Raw genomic sequence first — 17,774 nt, 5'->3', positions numbered from 1 at the left:
AGAATAATCTCTTATTCAAAACGGAAAAAGAATCCATTTCCTACAAAAAATTAAAATGTAATTTATGTAATAAAAAAAAAATACAGATTATCCCCTTTCATTTTGTTTAAGGTTTAAAATTACTAAAAGCGAGAAAAATACGGCTTTCCGTACTCAACGACTAATATGTAATAAATTACAATTAATGCAATTTATTACATTTTTAATATTTTAAAAGCTTAATAATTCAAGTATCTTCTTTTTTTTAGCAAAAAAATTATACTATTAAAAATTAATGCATAATTTTGTGTAATCGATTACAATTAAACCACTTGAAATCGAAAGTAAAAACCACTTACTTATTTTATTAACTATCTTAAACAAACCTTATGAAAAAAAACCTACTTTTCGTGGCTGTCTTTCTCATGACAGTTCAATTATGGGCCCAAACTATCCAAATTAATGAAGCTTCTGGCTGGTTGGAAACTGCTTTTGTAAAATGGCAGCCAGTCAGTGGTGCTCAGACCTACAATGTGTATTACACTGGCAACGGATTTACGGACCAAAAAATAGACGACCAGCTTATTAGAAGTTATGGTTCTTATTTCCGCGCTGACATTCCGGGACTTAAAGCCGGAACTTACACTGTAAAAGTAAAACCTGTTGTAAATGGCACAGAAGGAACTGGAGCCACAACAGGAAATCTAACTGTAACTGCACACGACAGAAACGGATTTGCTTTTGATGGCGGGCGTGTTCCAGGAGGATACAAAGCAGACGGAACTCCTAAAGACAATGCGGTAATTCTGTACATTACCCAAAATACTAAAAACACTATTTCAATGAATATTACTGGTGCAAGTTCAAACCCTTGTATTGGTTTACAGAATATTCTTTACGCTATCAAGAAAGGAAAAGATACGCGTCCATTTATTATTCGTTTAATCGGGAATATTACTGATATGACGGTTATGGAAGGTGGCGATGTTGTTATTGAAAACGCAAATAATGCTTCGAGTTATGTTACCATTGAAGGTATTGGAGACGATGCTGTCGCAAATGGATGGGGAGTTAGACTGAAGTCGGCTTCCAACATCGAGGTAAGCAATCTTGGGTTTATGAACTGCAATAGTACTGCAGGCGATAACGTAGGAATGCAGCAGGACAATGACCACGTTTGGGTTCATAACTGTGATTTATTCTACGGAAATGCAGGCAGTGATGCTGACCAAATAAAAGGCGACGGTGCACTTGACAACAAAACTTCAACTTATATCACATTATCATACAACCACTTTTGGGATAATGGAAAAGCAAGTCTTTTAGGTTTAAGCGAAGGAACAACTTCTGGACTTTATATCACGTATCACCACAACTGGTTTGACCATTCCGATTCACGTCATCCTCGTGTGCGTTATTATTCAGCACATATTTATAACAACTATTACGATGGTGTTTCTAAATATGGAGCAGGATCAACTATGGGATCTTCACTTTTTGTTGAAGGAAATTATTTTAGAAATAGTAAGCACCCAATGCTAACTTCACTTCAAGGTTCTGATATTTGGGATGAAGCAAACCAAGTGAATAATGCTGGAACAATGGGAACATTCTCAGGTGAAGCTGGAGGAAGCATTAAAGCTTTCAATAATACTTTTGATGCTTCTAACGGAACAAATAATATGCGTTTTGTAGCTTATAATGATCCAAATCCATTGTACAATATTTCAGGAAAAATAAGCTCTACAACAGATTTTGATGCTTACGTAGCAGCAACAAGAGGAGAAACGGTGAGCAGTGCTGTAAAATCTAAATCGGGCGCTAATGTTTACAATAACTTCGATACAGATGCTAATTTGTATGTAAAAAATTTAGTAATCGATACTCCCGCTGCGGCGAAAACAAAAACTACTCAATATGCTGGACGTGTTTCTGGAGGAGATTTAAAATGGACATTTAATAATGCAACAGATGATACTTCTTCATTAGTAATAACTGCATTAAAAACAGCTCTTACAAACTATACGGGAACTTTAGTAGCTGTACAAGGAGAAGGAAATCCACCTGCTGGAACGCAGACCTTAACTTTGACTTCTGCATCAAACAACAATCAAACAGTTGCAAGTGGCACTGCAATCTCTTCAATCGTATTTACATGGGGTGGAGATGCAACTGATGCAACAGTAACAGGATTGCCTGCTTCTGGATTATCTTTTGTAAAAAATTCTACAGCTAAAACTATAACTATTACGGGTACGCCAACTGCAACAGTTTCGTATTCCATTGCAACTTCTGGAACTAGTGGTTCCCCAGCCACTGGTTCTGGAACTGTAACAGTAACTGCAGCTGGAACACAAACATTAACTTCATCTGGCAACGACAGCCAAACGGTATCTTCTGGAACTGCTATTGCTTCAATTATATTTACTTGGGGCGGAAACGCTACAGATGCATCTGTAACTGGATTACCTGTTTCTGGATTGTCTTTTGTAAAAAATACAACAGCAAAAACTATAACTATTACAGGAACACCAACAGCTAATGCATCTTATTCTGTAACAACATCAGGCACTGCAGGAACACCTGTAACGGCATCAGGAACAATAACGGTAACAACAGGCTCAACTGGCGGATCTGAGCTTCATAACTTTACAACATCTGGAAAAACGAGTACGTTCTACTCTATTACAGGAAACATGAATTCTACTCCTGGATCTGTAAGCTATAACGGATTAACATTGACAGAGCGTTTAAAAATAGAATCTAGTACATCAATAACGTATACAACAACTAGTGCATCAACTTTAACTTTGGTTTTCGATTCAAGCTTTACTGGAACGATTAAAGTAGACAATGTTTCTTATACAGCATCGGCAGGTATCGTAACGGCTTCAATTGCTGCTGGGTCTCATACTATAACAAAAGGCTCTGTTGCTAATTTATTCTATATCAGCACAGTTTACAGCGGAACGACTTTAAAAATGGCCGCAGTAGCCGAAACTACAACTCCAGAATCAGCAAAAATAATTTTATATCCTAATCCTGTTTCAAGTACATTATACTTATCAGATTCAGAACAGAAAGTGCAAAAAGTACTTATTTACAATATTTCTGGAAACCTTGTAGTTAATTCTGGAAACTCTGAAAGCATTGATACAAGCGGTTTAATTCCTGGAACTTATCTAGCTAAAATTTATACCGTTGACGGGTCATTTAACCAAACATTAATTAAAAAATAACTTAACTTAAAAAGGCTTCCAAATCTGGAAGCCTTTTTTACTTTATTATCATTATCTTCTTCGATTTCTAAACTCCTCTTGTTCTGTAACTTTTCCAAATTCATTCAAACATTTTTTGATTGTTTCAAGATTAAAACCAACAAAAAACAACATTCCAATAAAAATGGTGATCCAACTGTACATAATTTTTACACCAGAAATATCTGAAGCAACAACATAAAAGACAATTGTTGGCAAAATAGCCACAAGCAATGTTAATCCTAAAGATAACATAAGCGGATTAATAAAATAGCTATTGAAACTTTTAAGTCCCAGTTTTCTAATCACTATTGAAATAAATAACAGCGCAACAATACTAAAAACAATACCTGCAAAACCATAGATTAGAACTTGGTCCCCCAGATTGTTAATCTGGTTTTCATGACCAAAAAAAGTATTAAAATTGAATCCCGTCATACTTCTTTTCATTGAGTGTAACTTCAAATAAACCTTGCGCTCTATAACCAATAATTTTGGCTAATATAAAATTAGGAAATTCCTGAATTCCAACATTATAAAGACTTACACTATCATTAAAAAACTCTCTCCTGTCTGCAATTTTATCTTCCATTTGAGAAACTCTTTTCTGCAATTCTAGAAAATTATTGTTGGATAAAAGAGCTGGATAATTTTCAGAAACTGCAAATAGATTTTTCATGGTTTTTGAAAACTCATTGGCATTTTCTATTTTTTCATCAACTGTTTTTGAATTCAAAAAATCAGTTCTTAATTTGGTCAAACTGGTTAGCATTGCGGTTTCATGTTCCATAAATTTCGAAGCTACTTTCACCAATTCTGGAACTTCATCAGCTCTCTGCATTAAAATAACATCAATGTTTCTAAAAGCTTTCTCATAATTATTCTTTAGCATAACCAACTTATTATAAATTCTGATAAGTACATTAAAAAATATAAGTATGAGAAGTAATCCAACAATTAAGGCAATGTTTTGAGCGGTCATATTTTTTTAATTTAAAATGATATAAATGAGTATAAGGGAAATGAAAAACAAAGTCACCAAAAAAGAGTCTAATAAAGGTTTATATTTATTTCTGAATGAAATACTTCTCGGCATAGCAATGCCAAAAACAGTATCTGGACTTCCTTTTCTAATTATGGTAGTACCATTGTCTGAATCTGCGTAACCTATAAGAAGCATATAATCATTGCTTTTTAAGTAAGTTTCGGTATACCTTGTCTTTCCTCCTGCTTGATTATCTATTCTGTTGAAATAATATTCTAATCCTTCCCCATCTACTGTTACCGAGCCTGTTTCGTCTTTTATCTTAAATTTACCTGTTTTAATTTCTGAAAAAATAGTGCTGTAAGTCGTTCTTCCATCATCATCGCGAGGACTTTCTTTTTCAATTTTATAATAATATCCAATACAAGGTTTATTAAAATAGGGCGAAATAATGGGTTCGATTTCTTCTAAATCTCCTACAATCTCTACCTGACCCATCGCTATTGCATCAATTTTTGAAGTTGGTAAAATAGACTGCAGCCTCATAAATTTGCTTTTATTACTTGGGAAAAATATAGAACTAACTATAATGAAACCTGGAATAATGAGCAAAAGAAGTTTCAAATTTCCATTTTCAGCCAAATAGATAAAAGATAAAATAATACCGATCAAAACAACGATTCCAAGGATTTTTTTACTCAATGGTGTTTTTTGAATATTATGTTTTCGATTGAATTTTTCCCTTTCTATCCTTTCCTCTTTACTGTTTCTAATTCCCGAAACAATCATTCCAATAAAAGCCGATAAAAAAACAGACAAAAACAATAGCAATACAACTGCCAAAGGATACGAAGAATCAATTAGAAAACTTACTCCAACAATTGCAGGAGATAAAACAAAAAACAGCCAGTTTGGAAATTTAAAATTAAAAAGCCCTGAATAAATTACCGTCTGGAACAAAGCAATTCCTAAACTAAAAAGCATCAGAAAAACAACCTCTACGGCATCTGTTTTATTTTGAGTTAAAAATTCGAAAAGATCATTCATAAAATGATAAATAGTAATATGGTTAAAGGTTTAAAATAGGATCTCAACTTCCGTAGAAACTAATTTTCTGATTCTATTTCTTTCTACATCTGAAATTGGATTATTACTTAAATCCAAACCAATCAATTTACTCAATTTATTGATTTCGTTTGGAACTTCGGTAATTTGGTTATGACTTAAAATAAGAAACTTCAAATTTTTAAACTTCAAAATCTCTTCAGGAAATAGTACCAATTTGTTCTTAGACAAATTCAATTCTAATACTAATTCTGGTTTTAATTTCGCTTGTTCCAGATCATAGAAAGACGTTTTTTCTCTTTTCTTCTCTTCTTTATTTTTACTCAAAAGACCAAACCCTGCTAAAACAAGTGCTGCTACAAAAAAAATGCACAAGAAAGCAACCCAAACAGGATCTTGATTTTTTTCGTTTGTGAAAAGTCTTTGGTAAATATAAAATGCCATTCCGAAAAACAGAACCAGAAATAAACCTAAAAAAATTAAATAAAGAAGGTATTTAAAAAAGGTAAAAATCACTTTTTTAACGCTAGAAGTATTTTTTGCAAATCGGAAATAGACAACTAACGCCAAGATTAAGACCCAAAAAACAGCAACTCCAATTTTAGCCCATAGGTTTCCATTTTCAATAATCGAAAAGGAAATAAAAGTTGGAAACATCAAAACAAACCAAATAATTATTCCTCCAATTCCAATAGAAACACAGCCAATTTTATCCTCTTTCCCATTTGATTTCAACCAAAAATAGGCCAATAAAAACGATAAAAGAAGTACTCCAAGAAATCCGTATCCAAATGGCGTAAGTCCGGCTAAAAAAAATAGAGTCATTTTGGGTTGCTTATAAATTATAGAAAGTCTAGGCTAATAAAAGTAAAAATACTACAAATATTTAGCATTAAAAAACCGCCTTTCTCAAATACTGAAAAAAGCGGTTTTTGTTTATTTTTAAACTTCCTGTATTACAAGTCAAATTTAATGCCTTGTGCCAACGGAAGATTTGTAGTATAATTAATGGTGTTGGTCTGACGTCTCATATAAATTTTCCACGCATCAGATCCTGACTCACGCCCTCCTCCTGTTTCTTTTTCACCACCAAAAGCACCTCCGATTTCAGCACCAGAAGTCCCTATATTTACGTTTGCTATTCCACAATCAGAACCTGTTGCAGATAAAAATCTTTCTGCTTCGCGTAAATTATTAGTCATAATTGCAGAAGATAATCCTTGCGCAACGCCATTCTGAATTTCGATGGCATTCTCTACTTCTCCAGAATATTTAATTAAATACAAAACCGGAGCAAATGTTTCGTGCTGTACAATTTCAAACGAATTTTCAGCTTCTGCAATTGCAGGTTTTACATAACAGCCACTCTCATAACCTTGACCAGAAAGCACTCCTCCTTCAACAAGGATTTTTCCACCTTCGGCTACAACTTTATTCAAAGCTGCTGCATACATTTCTACAGCATGAGTATCAATTAGAGGTCCAACATGATTGTTTTCGTCAAGCGGATTTCCGATTCTTAATTGTTTATAAGCCGCAACTAGCGCGTCTTTTACTTTATCATAAATACTTTCATGAATAATCAATCGTCGAGTTGAAGTACAACGTTGTCCAGCCGTTCCAACAGCTCCAAAAACAGCACCAATAACCGTCATTTTAATATCTGCATCTGGAGTAACAATAATAGCATTATTTCCTCCTAATTCTAATAATGATTTTCCTAGTCTTCCTGCAACAGTTTGTGCTACGATTTTCCCCATTCGGGTAGAACCTGTAGCTGAAATAAGCGGAATTCGAGTATCTGCAGTCAATAATTCTCCTATTTTATAATCACCATTTATTAAACACGAAATTCCTTCTGGAAGATTGTTTTCTTTTATAACTTGAGCAATTATATTTTGGCAGGCAATTCCGCAAAGAGGTGTTTTTTCAGAAGGTTTCCAAACGCAGACATCTCCAGAAATCCAAGCTAAAGCTGTGTTCCAAGACCAAACTGCAACTGGGAAATTAAATGCCGAAATAATTCCAACAATTCCAAGCGGATGATATTGCTCGTACATACGGTGTCCAGGTCTTTCAGAATGCATTGTTAACCCGTGAAGCTGACGAGATAACCCTACTGCAAAATCGCAGATATCAATCATTTCCTGTACTTCTCCATATCCTTCTTGTAATGATTTCCCCATTTCGTAAGAAACCAATTTACCAAGCGCTTCTTTATTTTGTCTCAATTTTTCTCCAAACTGACGCACAATTTCACCACGCTGTGGAGCAGGAATTAATCTAAAAGTTTTAAAAGCTTCTGCCGCAGTTTGAATTGCTTTTTCGTAATCAGCTGCCGTTGACATTTTTACCGAAGCAATTAATTTTCCATCAACTGGCGAATAACTTTCTAGGATTTCTCCAGAAGAAAAATTATTAATTCCTGTTGATGTTCCTTCATTTATTGTCTTGATGCCCAATTTATCAAGAGCTTCCTTCATTCCAAATTGCGATGCTATTGTTGTCATTGTAACTTTTTTGGTTAAAATTGTTATATTTTTATGTAAAGATATTGTTTTAGAATTAATTTTAATTATTTGTCGCTTTTAAAAACACGCTTATTTTTAAGAAACAATAAAAGCAGAATAACAAAAAGAATAAAACTCAGACTTGATAAAATACAAATCACTTTATTTTTTCTTTCTAATTTTTCTTCAAATGATTTTTTAACTAAATCTATTTGATATTTAATGTTATTCTGAAATTTAATGATTTGTATACCTCTATTTTTTTTTGATTTATTATACAACTCATCTAACAATTCTAATTCACTATTCTGAATATTTTGTAATAGATTCGTTCTCGAACATATCGAACAGTCTAAAGCATTATAATCTTTTTGGGTATAAATCAAATACTCTTTTCCTTTTTCAAAATAATAATCACAAGATCCCATACTAACTCCTAGAATCGTTCTAAAACTTTGTCCATTAATAATCTCGTCTTTATAAATTTTTGAAATTTTAATAGTATAGGAGTACATTTTTTGACCATATTCAGAATATAAAGAACTATCAACTTTTACTACTTTTCCAATAAAAACCTGATGGGCTAGCTCCCAATTTTCTTTTATCGATGGTTTTTCCGAACAATCACAGCAATATACTTCTGAGCTCATTAAAAACAAAAACAGTACAAATAGCGCCTTTTTAATCATCCTATATATTTTTAGTTAAATGTAAATTTAGGGTTAATTAACATGATTTTTTTCAAAATTGAGTGCTTTATTTCTCTTTATTGATGAAATTTGCAATTCTAATTTTTTTGAATATGAATAATTTCCATCGCTTTTTTCTTTGCATCATTTTAATTTCATCTAATGCTTTTTCCCAAAAGGAAAAAACCTCTTTTTCTGTAGTTCCATTGGGAGTAATGGGCGGTATCGACGAGAAAAATCTTTCGTCTTACTTAATCGCTCCAGCCAATACAACTGATTATATCTGTCTTGATGCTGGAACTGTAAACGCCGGAATCGAAAAAGCTATAGAAAATAAAACTTTTAAAGTTTCTACAAGCGAAGTTTTACGAAAATACGTCAAAGGATATTTGATTTCTCATGCACATTTAGATCATGTGTCAGGTTTGATAATCAATTCTCCTGCCGATTCTTCGAAAACGGTTTATGCTACAAAGAAATGCATGGAAATGATGGAAAACCATTATTTCAACGATCAGACTTGGGCTAATTTTGGAGATGCAGGTCCTGGTTTTCATATCAAAAAATATCATTTTCAGACTTTAGATTTGGCGAAAGAAACTCTTTTGACCAATGCTAAAATGACGGTTAAAGCATTTCCTTTAAGCCATGTTAATCCGTTTGAAAGTACCGCTTTCTTAATTAAAAACGACAATAATTATGCTTTGTATTTAGGTGATACAGGGCCTGACGAAGTAGAAAAAAGCAATAATCTTCGCAATTTATGGACCGCAGTTGCTCCATTGGTTAAAGCCAAGCAATTGAAAGGAATTTTTATTGAAGTTTCGTTTCCAAATGAACAGCCAGATAAATTTTTGTTTGGTCATTTGACTCCGAATTATTTAATGAAGGAACTTCATGTTTTAGAGGAATTAGCAGGAAAAGGTTCTCTGGAAAACTTTAAAATTATTATTACACATTTGAAACCGCCGGCAAAGAATATTGCCAAAATTAAAGAGCAGTTAAAAGCTCAAAACAATTTAGGATTGAAGATTATTTATCCTGAACAAGGAAAGAAATTTGAGTTGTAATTTTATTTTGTTACTGATTCTGAGGATTATTTTTTTATAAATCCTAAACATAAAACATTAATTAAACCCGACAGTTTTTTGAAACCTGTCGGGTTTCGTATTTCTATCAAATAAAATATTACTTCTTAGCCGTAAATCTAGGATCGGTTTCCATAACAGTTCCACAATTATCACAGGTTCTTAATTCTTCTGAGTTGTAGAAATGTTCAAAATGAAGAAGAAAGTCTTTCTCTATATTATGAAGTTCAAAATACACTTCATACAATTTATGATTGCAGTTATCGCAATGCCAAAGCAAACCATCTGTAAAACCTTGCCCAGCACGTTTTCTTTCGATCACGAGTCCGATAGAGCCTTCTGAACGAACAGGAGAATGCGGCACTTTTGCAGGATGCAGATACATATCGCCTGCATTTAATTCCATTTCTTTACGCTGTCCATCTTCCTGAATGACAACCTTAATGCTTCCTTCTAACTGATAAAAAAGCTCCTCTGTTTCGTTATAATGATAATCTTTTCGCGCATTCGGACCTGCAACAATCATTACAATATAATCTCCAGAATCAACATACAGGTTTTTATTTCCAACAGGCGGTTTTAGTAAATGACGGTTTTCGTCAATCCATTGCGTCAGGTTAAAAGGTTTTGCTATAGCCATTTTTATTCAAAATTTATGAAAAGCTAAGGTAGTGAAATTGTAGAGACGCACCGCAGTGCGTCTATGGGTTTGTATTTTAATTTCTGAAAAACGTTAGACACACTGCAGTGTGTCTCTACCTTAAAACCTCTTTTATCAAATAAACATAAACCGGAAGATGATCACTAAAACCTGCTTCGCTGAGTGTATTTCGTAAGGGATAACCCTTATAAGCGCCAAAATTTTGAATAAGATAAGGTCTATTGAAAATACCTGCTTTCCAGAAATTAAAAGTCGAAAAATCAGCTTTAACCAAAGATTCTGTTAGGATAATTTGATCAAAAATATTCCAAGAGTCTCTATAAGCAATAGTTCCTAAGCCTTTTTTAGCAAGCTCTTCAAACGGATTAAAAACATCAAATTCAGCGACTTCAGATTTTATTCCCTTAGCACCTAACCCTATTTTTATACTTTTATTAAATGGTCCGTCATTAAAATCTCCCATTGTCAATACTTTTGCCTGCGGATTAATTTGTTGTAATGAATCAATAATTTTTCGGTTCAATTTTCCTGCGGCTTCCCGAAATATCATTGTTGCTTTTTCTCCTCCAGATCTGGACGGCCAGTGATTGACAATAATATGGATTTCCTCGTCTTCCAAAAACCCCGAAACCAAAAGCTGGTCCCTTGTAAAAACTCGATTTTTATTTTCTTTTTTAACTTCAATTTCCTCATCAACAACTTCTGCTTCTTGTTCTTTTTTGATCATTTCTTTTTTATAAATGATTAAAGGAATATTCGAATAAGAAGTGGGTCTAAAATATTTTTTCTGATACAGCAAGGCCACATCGATTCCTCGTTTGTCTGGGGAATCAAAATGAATGATTCCTAAATCTAGCGGCAACAGCTTTGGTTCTTTTATTAAATCTTCTAAAACGTCACGATTTTCTATTTCAGCTCCACCAATTAAGGTTGGCGCATTTGAATTTTCAGGCATTCCAATTTCAGAAATAACTCTTGCTAGATTTTTTAATTTCTGCTGATATTTTTCTGTCGTCCAACGTTGTGCGCCATTTGGCGTCCACTCGTCATCATTTATAAATTCATCATTTACAGTGTCGTAAAGATTTTCAAAATTGTAAAAAGCTACGGTGTGTATTTTGTATTTTTTGGGTTGACTAAATAGAACGTTCAACGCAAAAAGAACAATCAAAGAGAATTTATATTTTAACGGCATAGAGAAGATTTTAAAAAAACAAATTTAACTATTTTGTAAGATTTTTACCTGGATAAAATTTAAAAATATTACATTTGTTTCTAATAAAAGTCTTGTATCTTGCTAAAAAAATCTGACAATTAATAACATGAGAAAAATGCTGTTTTTTGCTTTATTCTTGAGCTTTATGAATCCATTTTACGGGCAAAAAAATAGTTCCAGAGCAGAGGAAATCAGAAAACAATATAAAATTCCAGAATTGGCTTATGCAGTTGTTTCTTCAGATTCTATTCTTGAAATTGAAGCTTTAGGATTTCAACGTTACAAGTCTTCTCATAAAGCAAAAATTAATGATATATTTCGTTTAGGATCCATCACAAAAACGATCACAAGTTATATTGCGGCAACTTTAGTCAAAGAAGGAAAAATAAAATGGGATACTAAATTTTTTGATTTGTATCCTGAATTAAAAGCAGAAAGTAATCCAGAAATTTATAATGCAACTCTGCAAGATTTCTTGACATTTAGAGCGCCAATTCCAACTTGGTCTTATGGAAATGATACTCCAAATCAGCAAGAAATTAAAGGCAATAATCAAGAACAGCGTTATGAGTTTATGAGCTGGTTTTTTAAGCAAAAACAAATTGTTACAGAAAAACAAGAATGGTATGGTTCCAATCCAAGTTTTGTTGCTGCAGGTTTAATGCTCGAAAAAGCAACTGGAAAGAGTTATGAAACTTTAGTGCAAGAATTGGGTAAAAAGCTAAATATTAACTTCGGTTTTGGACAACCAAACGTGACTGATATAAACCAGCCGTGGGGACATGATGAAAATTTGAAGCCCGAAAAACCATTTGTAAATTATAAATTAAATTGGCTTTCATCAGCAGGAAATATCAATGTAAATCTTCCTGATTTTTGCAAATTTACACAGATGCAACTACAAGGTTTGTTAGGAAAATCAAAAGTAATGTGTGAAGAAGAATTTAATAAAATGCATTTTGGTTTTCCTGAATTTTCTTTTGGATGGTATTCTGAAATAAATGAAAATTCGGGCCTAAAATATTCTTTTCACTACGGAAATCCAGGAACATTTTTAACCAAAGTGTATATTTGCAAAGACATCAATAAAGCTTTTATCTTATTTGCCAATGTGCAGTCTGAAGAAGCAGACAAAGGTTTAATGTTACTTTTGTCCGAACTGCAAAAACAATATGGAGGTTAAATTGTTAAACCTTAAAAATTAATTTTATAATTTTAAGCAAAAGAAAAAAATGAATAAAAACTGCTTTCACTATATAAAGAGACACTTTGTCTTTTGTAAACTCGCATTTCTTATTTTTGCTTTACATTCATTCAACTGTCAATCTCAACAAAACATGATAACACCGCCTTATTTACAAAAAGGAGATACTGTGGCACTTTTGGCAACAGCAAGAAAAAACATTGACGACAATTTAAAACCAACAATAGATTTATTGCATAGTTGGGGTTTAGAGGCCGTAATTGGTTCTACAATTGGATTAGATTATCATCAATTGGCTGGAACAGATGAACAGAGAGCTGCCGATTTTCAAAAGCAATTGGACAATCCGAATATTAAAGCTATTTGGTGTGTTAGAGGCGGATACGGAACTGTTAGAATGTTAGATTTATTAGATTTTACCAAATTTAAACAGCATCCAAAATGGGTTATTGGTTTTAGCGATGTAACGGTTCTTCATAATCATTTGAATACAATGGGTTACAAATCTATTCATGGTATTATGCCCGTAACGGTTCCTAGAGCGACTCCAGATGCTGTGAGCTCGTTAAAAGCCGCTTTATTTAACGAGCCTATTTCCTACTCTATCAGCCCAACTCCGATGAATCGTTTGGGAAGTGCTACTGGAGAATTAGTAGGCGGTAATTTATCTATTTTGTATAGTTTATTAGGATCCCCATCGGCAATTGACTGCAAGGATAAAATTTTATTTATAGAAGATTTAGACGAATATCTGTATCATATTGACCGAATGATGATGAATCTAAGACGTAACGGATGTATCGAAAATTTAAAAGGAATTATCATTGGCGGAATGACAAGCATGAAAGACAATGAAGTTCCTTGGGGGAAAAATGCTCTGGAAATTATTGATGATGTAACAAAAAAATACAATATTCCAGTAATTTTTAATTTCCCAGCAGGTCATATTAGAGACAACAGAGCCTTAATTATGGGAAATACTGTTTCTATAGAAGTTACTGCTTCTGGAAGCACGGTTACTTTTAAAAAGTAATATCGCATTGCTTAGGATTTAAGCAAATCTAACAATACCACATAAAATCTCGCAAAGACGCGAAGTCGCAAAGTTTTAATATTCTTTGCGACTTCGCGTCTTTGCGTGCAAAAAACATAAACCTATTATTCAATTTTCAACAACCTGAAACCTGAAACAAAAAAACAAAACCCATGGCAGAACATAACGATTTAGGAAAATTAGGAGAAGATCTCGCTGCAGCATATCTTGAAGAAAATGGATATTCGATTATAGAACGAAACTTTGTTATCCAAAAAGCAGAAATAGATATAATCGCACAAAAAGATGCTGTTTTGGCAATTGTTGAAGTTAAAACCCGTTCGAGTTTAGATTTTGGTTCTCCGCAAGATTTTGTGAAGTCCAAAAAAATTCAATTACTCATTAAAGCAGTAAATGCCTACATAAACGATAGGGAAAAGGATTTTCAAGAAGATTTAGAAATCCGTTTTGATATCATTGCGGTGCATAAAAACGGCGAATCATTTGCAATTGAACATCTTACTGACGCTTTTTATCACTTTTAACATATTTTTTCATTGTTATAATTGTAACAATTTGTTTTTTTATTTATATTTGCAAAGAATTATAACATCGCAATGTTAAATTAACTACCAACTCAACTGTTACCAAAAAAAAAAAAAGATTATGAAAACTGTTTCTTCTATTGTAGAAAACTACATTAAAACAAAACCATTTTTATTAAATGCCCTGTCGCTCGGAATTATTAACCTAACTTCACTTTCGCGAAATATTATGACCGAATTAGAAAGTGAGTTTGGCAAAGAAGTAAAACAAGGCGCTGTTGTAATGTCTTTAAAACGACTAACGGAAGAACTAGATTTTAAACTAAACCACAAAATCAATAAAGTAATTAAAAATATTGGTGAAATCACAGTTCGTTCGGAACTTACCGATTACACTTTTGCTGCATCTGAAACTGTCTTAAACAAACAAGCAGATTTGATCTCTGATATTAATGCTCTATCTGATATTTTTTATACCTCATCTCGTGGAGTAAACGAAACAAATATCGTGGTGAGCAGCAGTGTAAATCACTTAGTTGAAAAACACTTTATGAGAGAAAAATTAATCCAAAAATTGGATAATTTAGCTTCTATTACGGTAAAATTACCAAAAGAAAATATTGTTGTTCCTGGTATTTATTACTTCATTTTCCAACGTTTGGCTTGGGAAGGAATTATTATCAATGAGGTAATTTCTACTTCGAATGAATTTACAATCTTAGTTGGAGAAGATCAAGTAGATGTGGCTTTTAAAGTAATTAAAGACTTGAAAAACTAATTTGACTCTTCTTTCTTTTTAAAAATAAATTTAGAGTTTATATATAACAAAATCCTTTTGTCTTTTCAGGAAGACAAAAGGATTTTTCTTTTGAAATAAAGCAGAACAAGAGTTTCTGTTATATTTCTCAAATAAGAATATTCTCAAAAGTAAAACTCAAAAATTACTTTTTTCTTCAGAAAAGCGTCAATATGACACTTACTTGTAAAATGCCACTTTACAGAACATTTTATGTCTTTCTCTAAAAAAACTAACAAAAAATTTGAATTAAGTTTTTTTATATATGATTTGTTGAGAATAATATTTTTATATATTTGCGAAGAAGTCAGACATCAGACCTCGCATTTTGATAGTTTAATACCACTGGAATTAAATAAACGCAAATTAAATTGTTAGAAGCGGCCAACCATAGTGAAAAATTATTGGTAAGTGAACTCAAAAAAGGAAACGAAAAATCCTTTCGACAACTTTTTGATATGTACCGCCAAGATATTTATGGATACAGCATTAGTCTTCTTAAATCAAAAGAAGCTGCAGAGGAAAATGTACAGGATGTTTTTATGAAAGTTTGGCTCAATCGCGAAAGTCTAAATGTAGAACAATCTTTTAAAGCCTACATTTTTACCATTGCCAGAAATCAGGCTTTTAATGTTTTGAATAAGGCTGCAAATGAAATTTTATTGAAAGAAGCCGTTTTCTACGAAAGTCAGAAATCACATGAATACGGAGATTATACGGTTCGGGAAGCCGATTGCAAAAAACTTCGAAAACAAGCTATAAAACAGCTCCCGCCCAAACGACGGCAGATTTTTAAAATGTCGCGGAAAAAAGGAATGAGCTACGAAGAAATAAGCGAGGAACTCGGAATCTCGATAAATACAGTCCGGAACCAAATGAGTAAAGCGCTCGAATCGATGCGCGGTTTTTTTCAACTTCACGATGAAATTATCTAACCAAAACCACAATAATGCCATTAAAATCACTCTCCGGAGTGATTTTTTTTTTGAATGCTTTTAAAACTTCACCCAATCTTGTCATCCTGAGGAACGAAGGATCGCACACGAAATTCCACAATCGAAATCAATAATTTTTTGTCTCTCCTATTGATTTTCCCTATTAAAAATGAAAAAAAAGAATCGTGAATAAACCTGTTTGCCCGCGAGAGGGATGGGAGCAAGCTACCGAAGTAGCGCGGACAGCCCGACAGCATTAGAAAAAGGGGCGCATAAAGACAAAGATTGTTGGCCCTTTTTTCTAATGCTGGCTCGCCCAAAAAATCATTTTTATATTCAGGTTGAGGGATTTCTTTGTCGATTTTCTTGTGTGATCCTTCATTTCTCAGGGTGACAAATGCATTTAATCATTATTTCTTCAAAAAAATAAATTCTCATTTCATTAAAAACCAATGCATTAAATAATTCAAAATGTTAAAATTTAAAAATTTATAACGTTTGAGTAGTACTCGATTGCATCTCGGCTGTATTATAGAAACACAGAACCTAAAAACATTCTTAATGAATTCAAATTCTGAAATAAAAACGCTTTTAGAGAAATTTATTTTAAACCAATGTACTGCCGAAGAAACAGAACAAGTTATTGCCTATTGCCGCAATAATAATCTTACTGATGATTTTCCGACAGTAGAAGAAGTGAAAAATCTGTTGGGCGAAATGCCAAAAATGGAGGAACAGAAAGCTGATTCTATTTTTGATGCTATTCTAGCTACAGCAAAAGAACAGGAAACAGTAATAGAAATAGAGCCTAGAAAATCTAATTATAGAAAATATATTTCTATTGCGGCTTCTGTCTTGGTGCTTTTGGGTGTTGGTTTTGCTTACAAACAAGGTTTCTTTACTAAAAGTGCGGAAGTTCCATTCGATTTTAAAAGTTCGGATATTGTCTTGCAGATGGAAGACGGAAGCGTTCAGGTTATTTCTGAAAATGGAAAAGTTCAGGTTCATGATAAAAAAGGAAATATTATTGGAAATCAAAACGGTGATAAATTAGTTTACGAAAATCAAACCGATTCTGATAAATTGGCTTACAACACGCTTAAAATTCCGTTTGGAAAAAAATTTCGTTTGCAATTATCTGACGGAACTATGGTTCATTTAAACGCTGGAACTACTTTAAAATATCCCGTAAAATTTATTGCTGGAGAAAATCGTCAGGTTTATCTGGACGGAGAAGCTTTTTTTGACGTTGCAAAAGATAAAAAACATCCTTTTATTGTAAATGCTGATGCGCTGAATGTACGCGTTTTAGGAACTCATTTTAATGTTTCTAATTATCCAGAAGATGCAGCTACAGATGTTGTTTTGGTTGAAGGCTCTGTTGGAATGTACCGTTCAAACGAAGAATTTGATGCTTCTAAAAATACAGTCTTAAAACCTGGTTATAAAGGAAGTTTCAATAAAGAAAATGCTTCGATTTTTACAAAACCGGTTCTTACTGAAATTTATACTTCTTGGATTGATGGCGGACTGACTTTTAGAAACATGACTTTCAAAAACATTATAACTAAACTAGAAAGACGCTATAACGTAACGATCATTAATAAAAACGAAAAACTGGCCAACGAGAAATTTAATGCCAGCTTTAAAGAAGAATCAATTGAGAATGTGATGAGCTATTTTAATGATGTTCATGGCATTAATTACACGATAAAAAACAATCAAATACTAATTAAATAACCACTAAAACCAATAAAAATATATGATGAGATAACATTACGGGAATAAAAAAATCGGAAAGAGCTGCGAAC

The 17,774-nt window shown here is 32.9% G+C and carries 16 protein-coding genes; 8 read left to right on the top strand and 8 right to left on the bottom strand.

Annotated features, from left to right (window positions below; genetic code table 11):
- Positions 1-368 precede the first annotated feature (368 nt).
- The gene (locus BSF41_RS11520) at positions 369-3,218 is read left to right on the top strand and encodes a T9SS type A sorting domain-containing protein (protein WP_095929640.1); all 2,850 of its coding nucleotides are present in this window, start codon (positions 369-371) and stop codon (positions 3,216-3,218) included.
- A 51-nt stretch (positions 3,219-3,269) separates the two neighbouring features.
- Here the strand turns inward: BSF41_RS11520 and BSF41_RS11515 are convergent, their stop codons facing one another.
- The 6 genes from BSF41_RS11515 to BSF41_RS11490 form a co-directional block, all read right to left on the bottom strand.
- Entirely contained in the window at positions 3,270-3,686 is a 417-nt protein-coding gene (locus BSF41_RS11515) for a hypothetical protein (RefSeq protein WP_141248137.1), read from the bottom strand.
- Complete coding sequence (locus BSF41_RS11510; protein ID WP_253251812.1) at positions 3,655-4,128, bottom strand: LemA family protein; 474 nt, start codon at positions 4,126-4,128, stop codon at positions 3,655-3,657. Before BSF41_RS11510 ends, BSF41_RS11515 begins: the two co-directional genes overlap by 32 nt.
- 96 nt (positions 4,129-4,224) lie before the next feature.
- Positions 4,225-5,268 carry a hypothetical protein gene (locus tag BSF41_RS11505; RefSeq protein WP_095929637.1) on the bottom strand — a complete coding sequence of 348 codons (1,044 nt, stop codon included), beginning with the start codon at positions 5,266-5,268 and terminating at the stop codon, positions 4,225-4,227.
- 30 nt (positions 5,269-5,298) lie between these two features.
- Positions 5,299-6,111, bottom strand: coding sequence for a leucine-rich repeat domain-containing protein (locus tag BSF41_RS11500; RefSeq protein ID WP_095929636.1), 813 nt, complete (start codon positions 6,109-6,111; stop codon positions 5,299-5,301).
- A 131-nt stretch (positions 6,112-6,242) separates the two neighbouring features.
- On the bottom strand, positions 6,243-7,796 hold the full coding sequence (locus tag BSF41_RS11495) for an aldehyde dehydrogenase family protein (protein ID WP_095929635.1): 1,554 nt from the start codon (positions 7,794-7,796) through the stop codon (positions 6,243-6,245).
- 65 nt (positions 7,797-7,861) lie between these two features.
- Entirely contained in the window at positions 7,862-8,485 is a 624-nt protein-coding gene (locus tag BSF41_RS11490; RefSeq protein WP_095929634.1) for a hypothetical protein, read from the bottom strand.
- A 113-nt stretch (positions 8,486-8,598) separates the two neighbouring features.
- Between BSF41_RS11490 and BSF41_RS11485 the strand changes: the two genes are divergently transcribed.
- A complete protein-coding gene (locus BSF41_RS11485) occupies positions 8,599-9,555 on the top strand; it encodes an MBL fold metallo-hydrolase (RefSeq protein ID WP_095929781.1) in 957 nt (318 codons plus the stop codon).
- 118 nt (positions 9,556-9,673) lie between these two features.
- On the opposite strand, the gene BSF41_RS11480 is transcribed toward BSF41_RS11485, so the two are convergent.
- Positions 9,674-10,213, bottom strand: coding sequence for a 3-hydroxyanthranilate 3,4-dioxygenase (locus BSF41_RS11480; RefSeq protein ID WP_095929633.1), 540 nt, complete (start codon positions 10,211-10,213; stop codon positions 9,674-9,676).
- 115 nt (positions 10,214-10,328) lie between these two features.
- Complete coding sequence (locus tag BSF41_RS11475) at positions 10,329-11,429, bottom strand: endonuclease (RefSeq protein ID WP_095929632.1); 1,101 nt, start codon at positions 11,427-11,429, stop codon at positions 10,329-10,331.
- Positions 11,430-11,595: 166 nt separating this feature from the next.
- Between BSF41_RS11475 and BSF41_RS11470 the strand changes: the two genes are divergently transcribed.
- The 6 genes from BSF41_RS11470 (at position 11,596) to BSF41_RS11440 (ending at position 17,703) form a co-directional block, all read left to right on the top strand.
- The gene (locus BSF41_RS11470; RefSeq protein ID WP_172426894.1) at positions 11,596-12,633 is read left to right on the top strand and encodes a serine hydrolase; all 1,038 of its coding nucleotides are present in this window, start codon (positions 11,596-11,598) and stop codon (positions 12,631-12,633) included.
- A gap of 154 nt (positions 12,634-12,787) precedes the next feature.
- A complete protein-coding gene (locus BSF41_RS11465; RefSeq protein ID WP_095929630.1) occupies positions 12,788-13,687 on the top strand; it encodes an LD-carboxypeptidase in 900 nt (299 codons plus the stop codon).
- A 173-nt stretch (positions 13,688-13,860) separates the two neighbouring features.
- Positions 13,861-14,232, top strand: coding sequence for a YraN family protein (locus BSF41_RS11460; RefSeq protein ID WP_095929629.1), 372 nt, complete (start codon positions 13,861-13,863; stop codon positions 14,230-14,232).
- 121 nt (positions 14,233-14,353) lie between these two features.
- Complete coding sequence (locus tag BSF41_RS11455) at positions 14,354-15,010, top strand: hypothetical protein (RefSeq protein WP_008466087.1); 657 nt, start codon at positions 14,354-14,356, stop codon at positions 15,008-15,010.
- 389 nt (positions 15,011-15,399) lie between these two features.
- Positions 15,400-15,963, top strand: a complete 564-nt coding sequence (locus tag BSF41_RS11450; protein WP_095929628.1) for an RNA polymerase sigma factor — start codon at positions 15,400-15,402, stop codon at positions 15,961-15,963.
- Between the two features lie 561 nt (positions 15,964-16,524).
- Positions 16,525-17,703: a FecR family protein gene (locus BSF41_RS11440; protein WP_095929626.1), complete on the top strand. Its 1,179-nt coding sequence runs from the start codon at positions 16,525-16,527 to the stop codon at positions 17,701-17,703.
- Positions 17,704-17,774 lie beyond the last annotated feature (71 nt).

The sequence above is a fragment of the Flavobacterium sp. ACN2 genome, from assembly GCF_002303885.1.
Taxonomy (GTDB): Bacteria; Bacteroidota; Bacteroidia; order Flavobacteriales; family Flavobacteriaceae; genus Flavobacterium.
The sequence above is the reverse complement of the archived record's forward strand: the minus strand, read 5'-3'. Positions and strand labels throughout refer to the sequence as shown.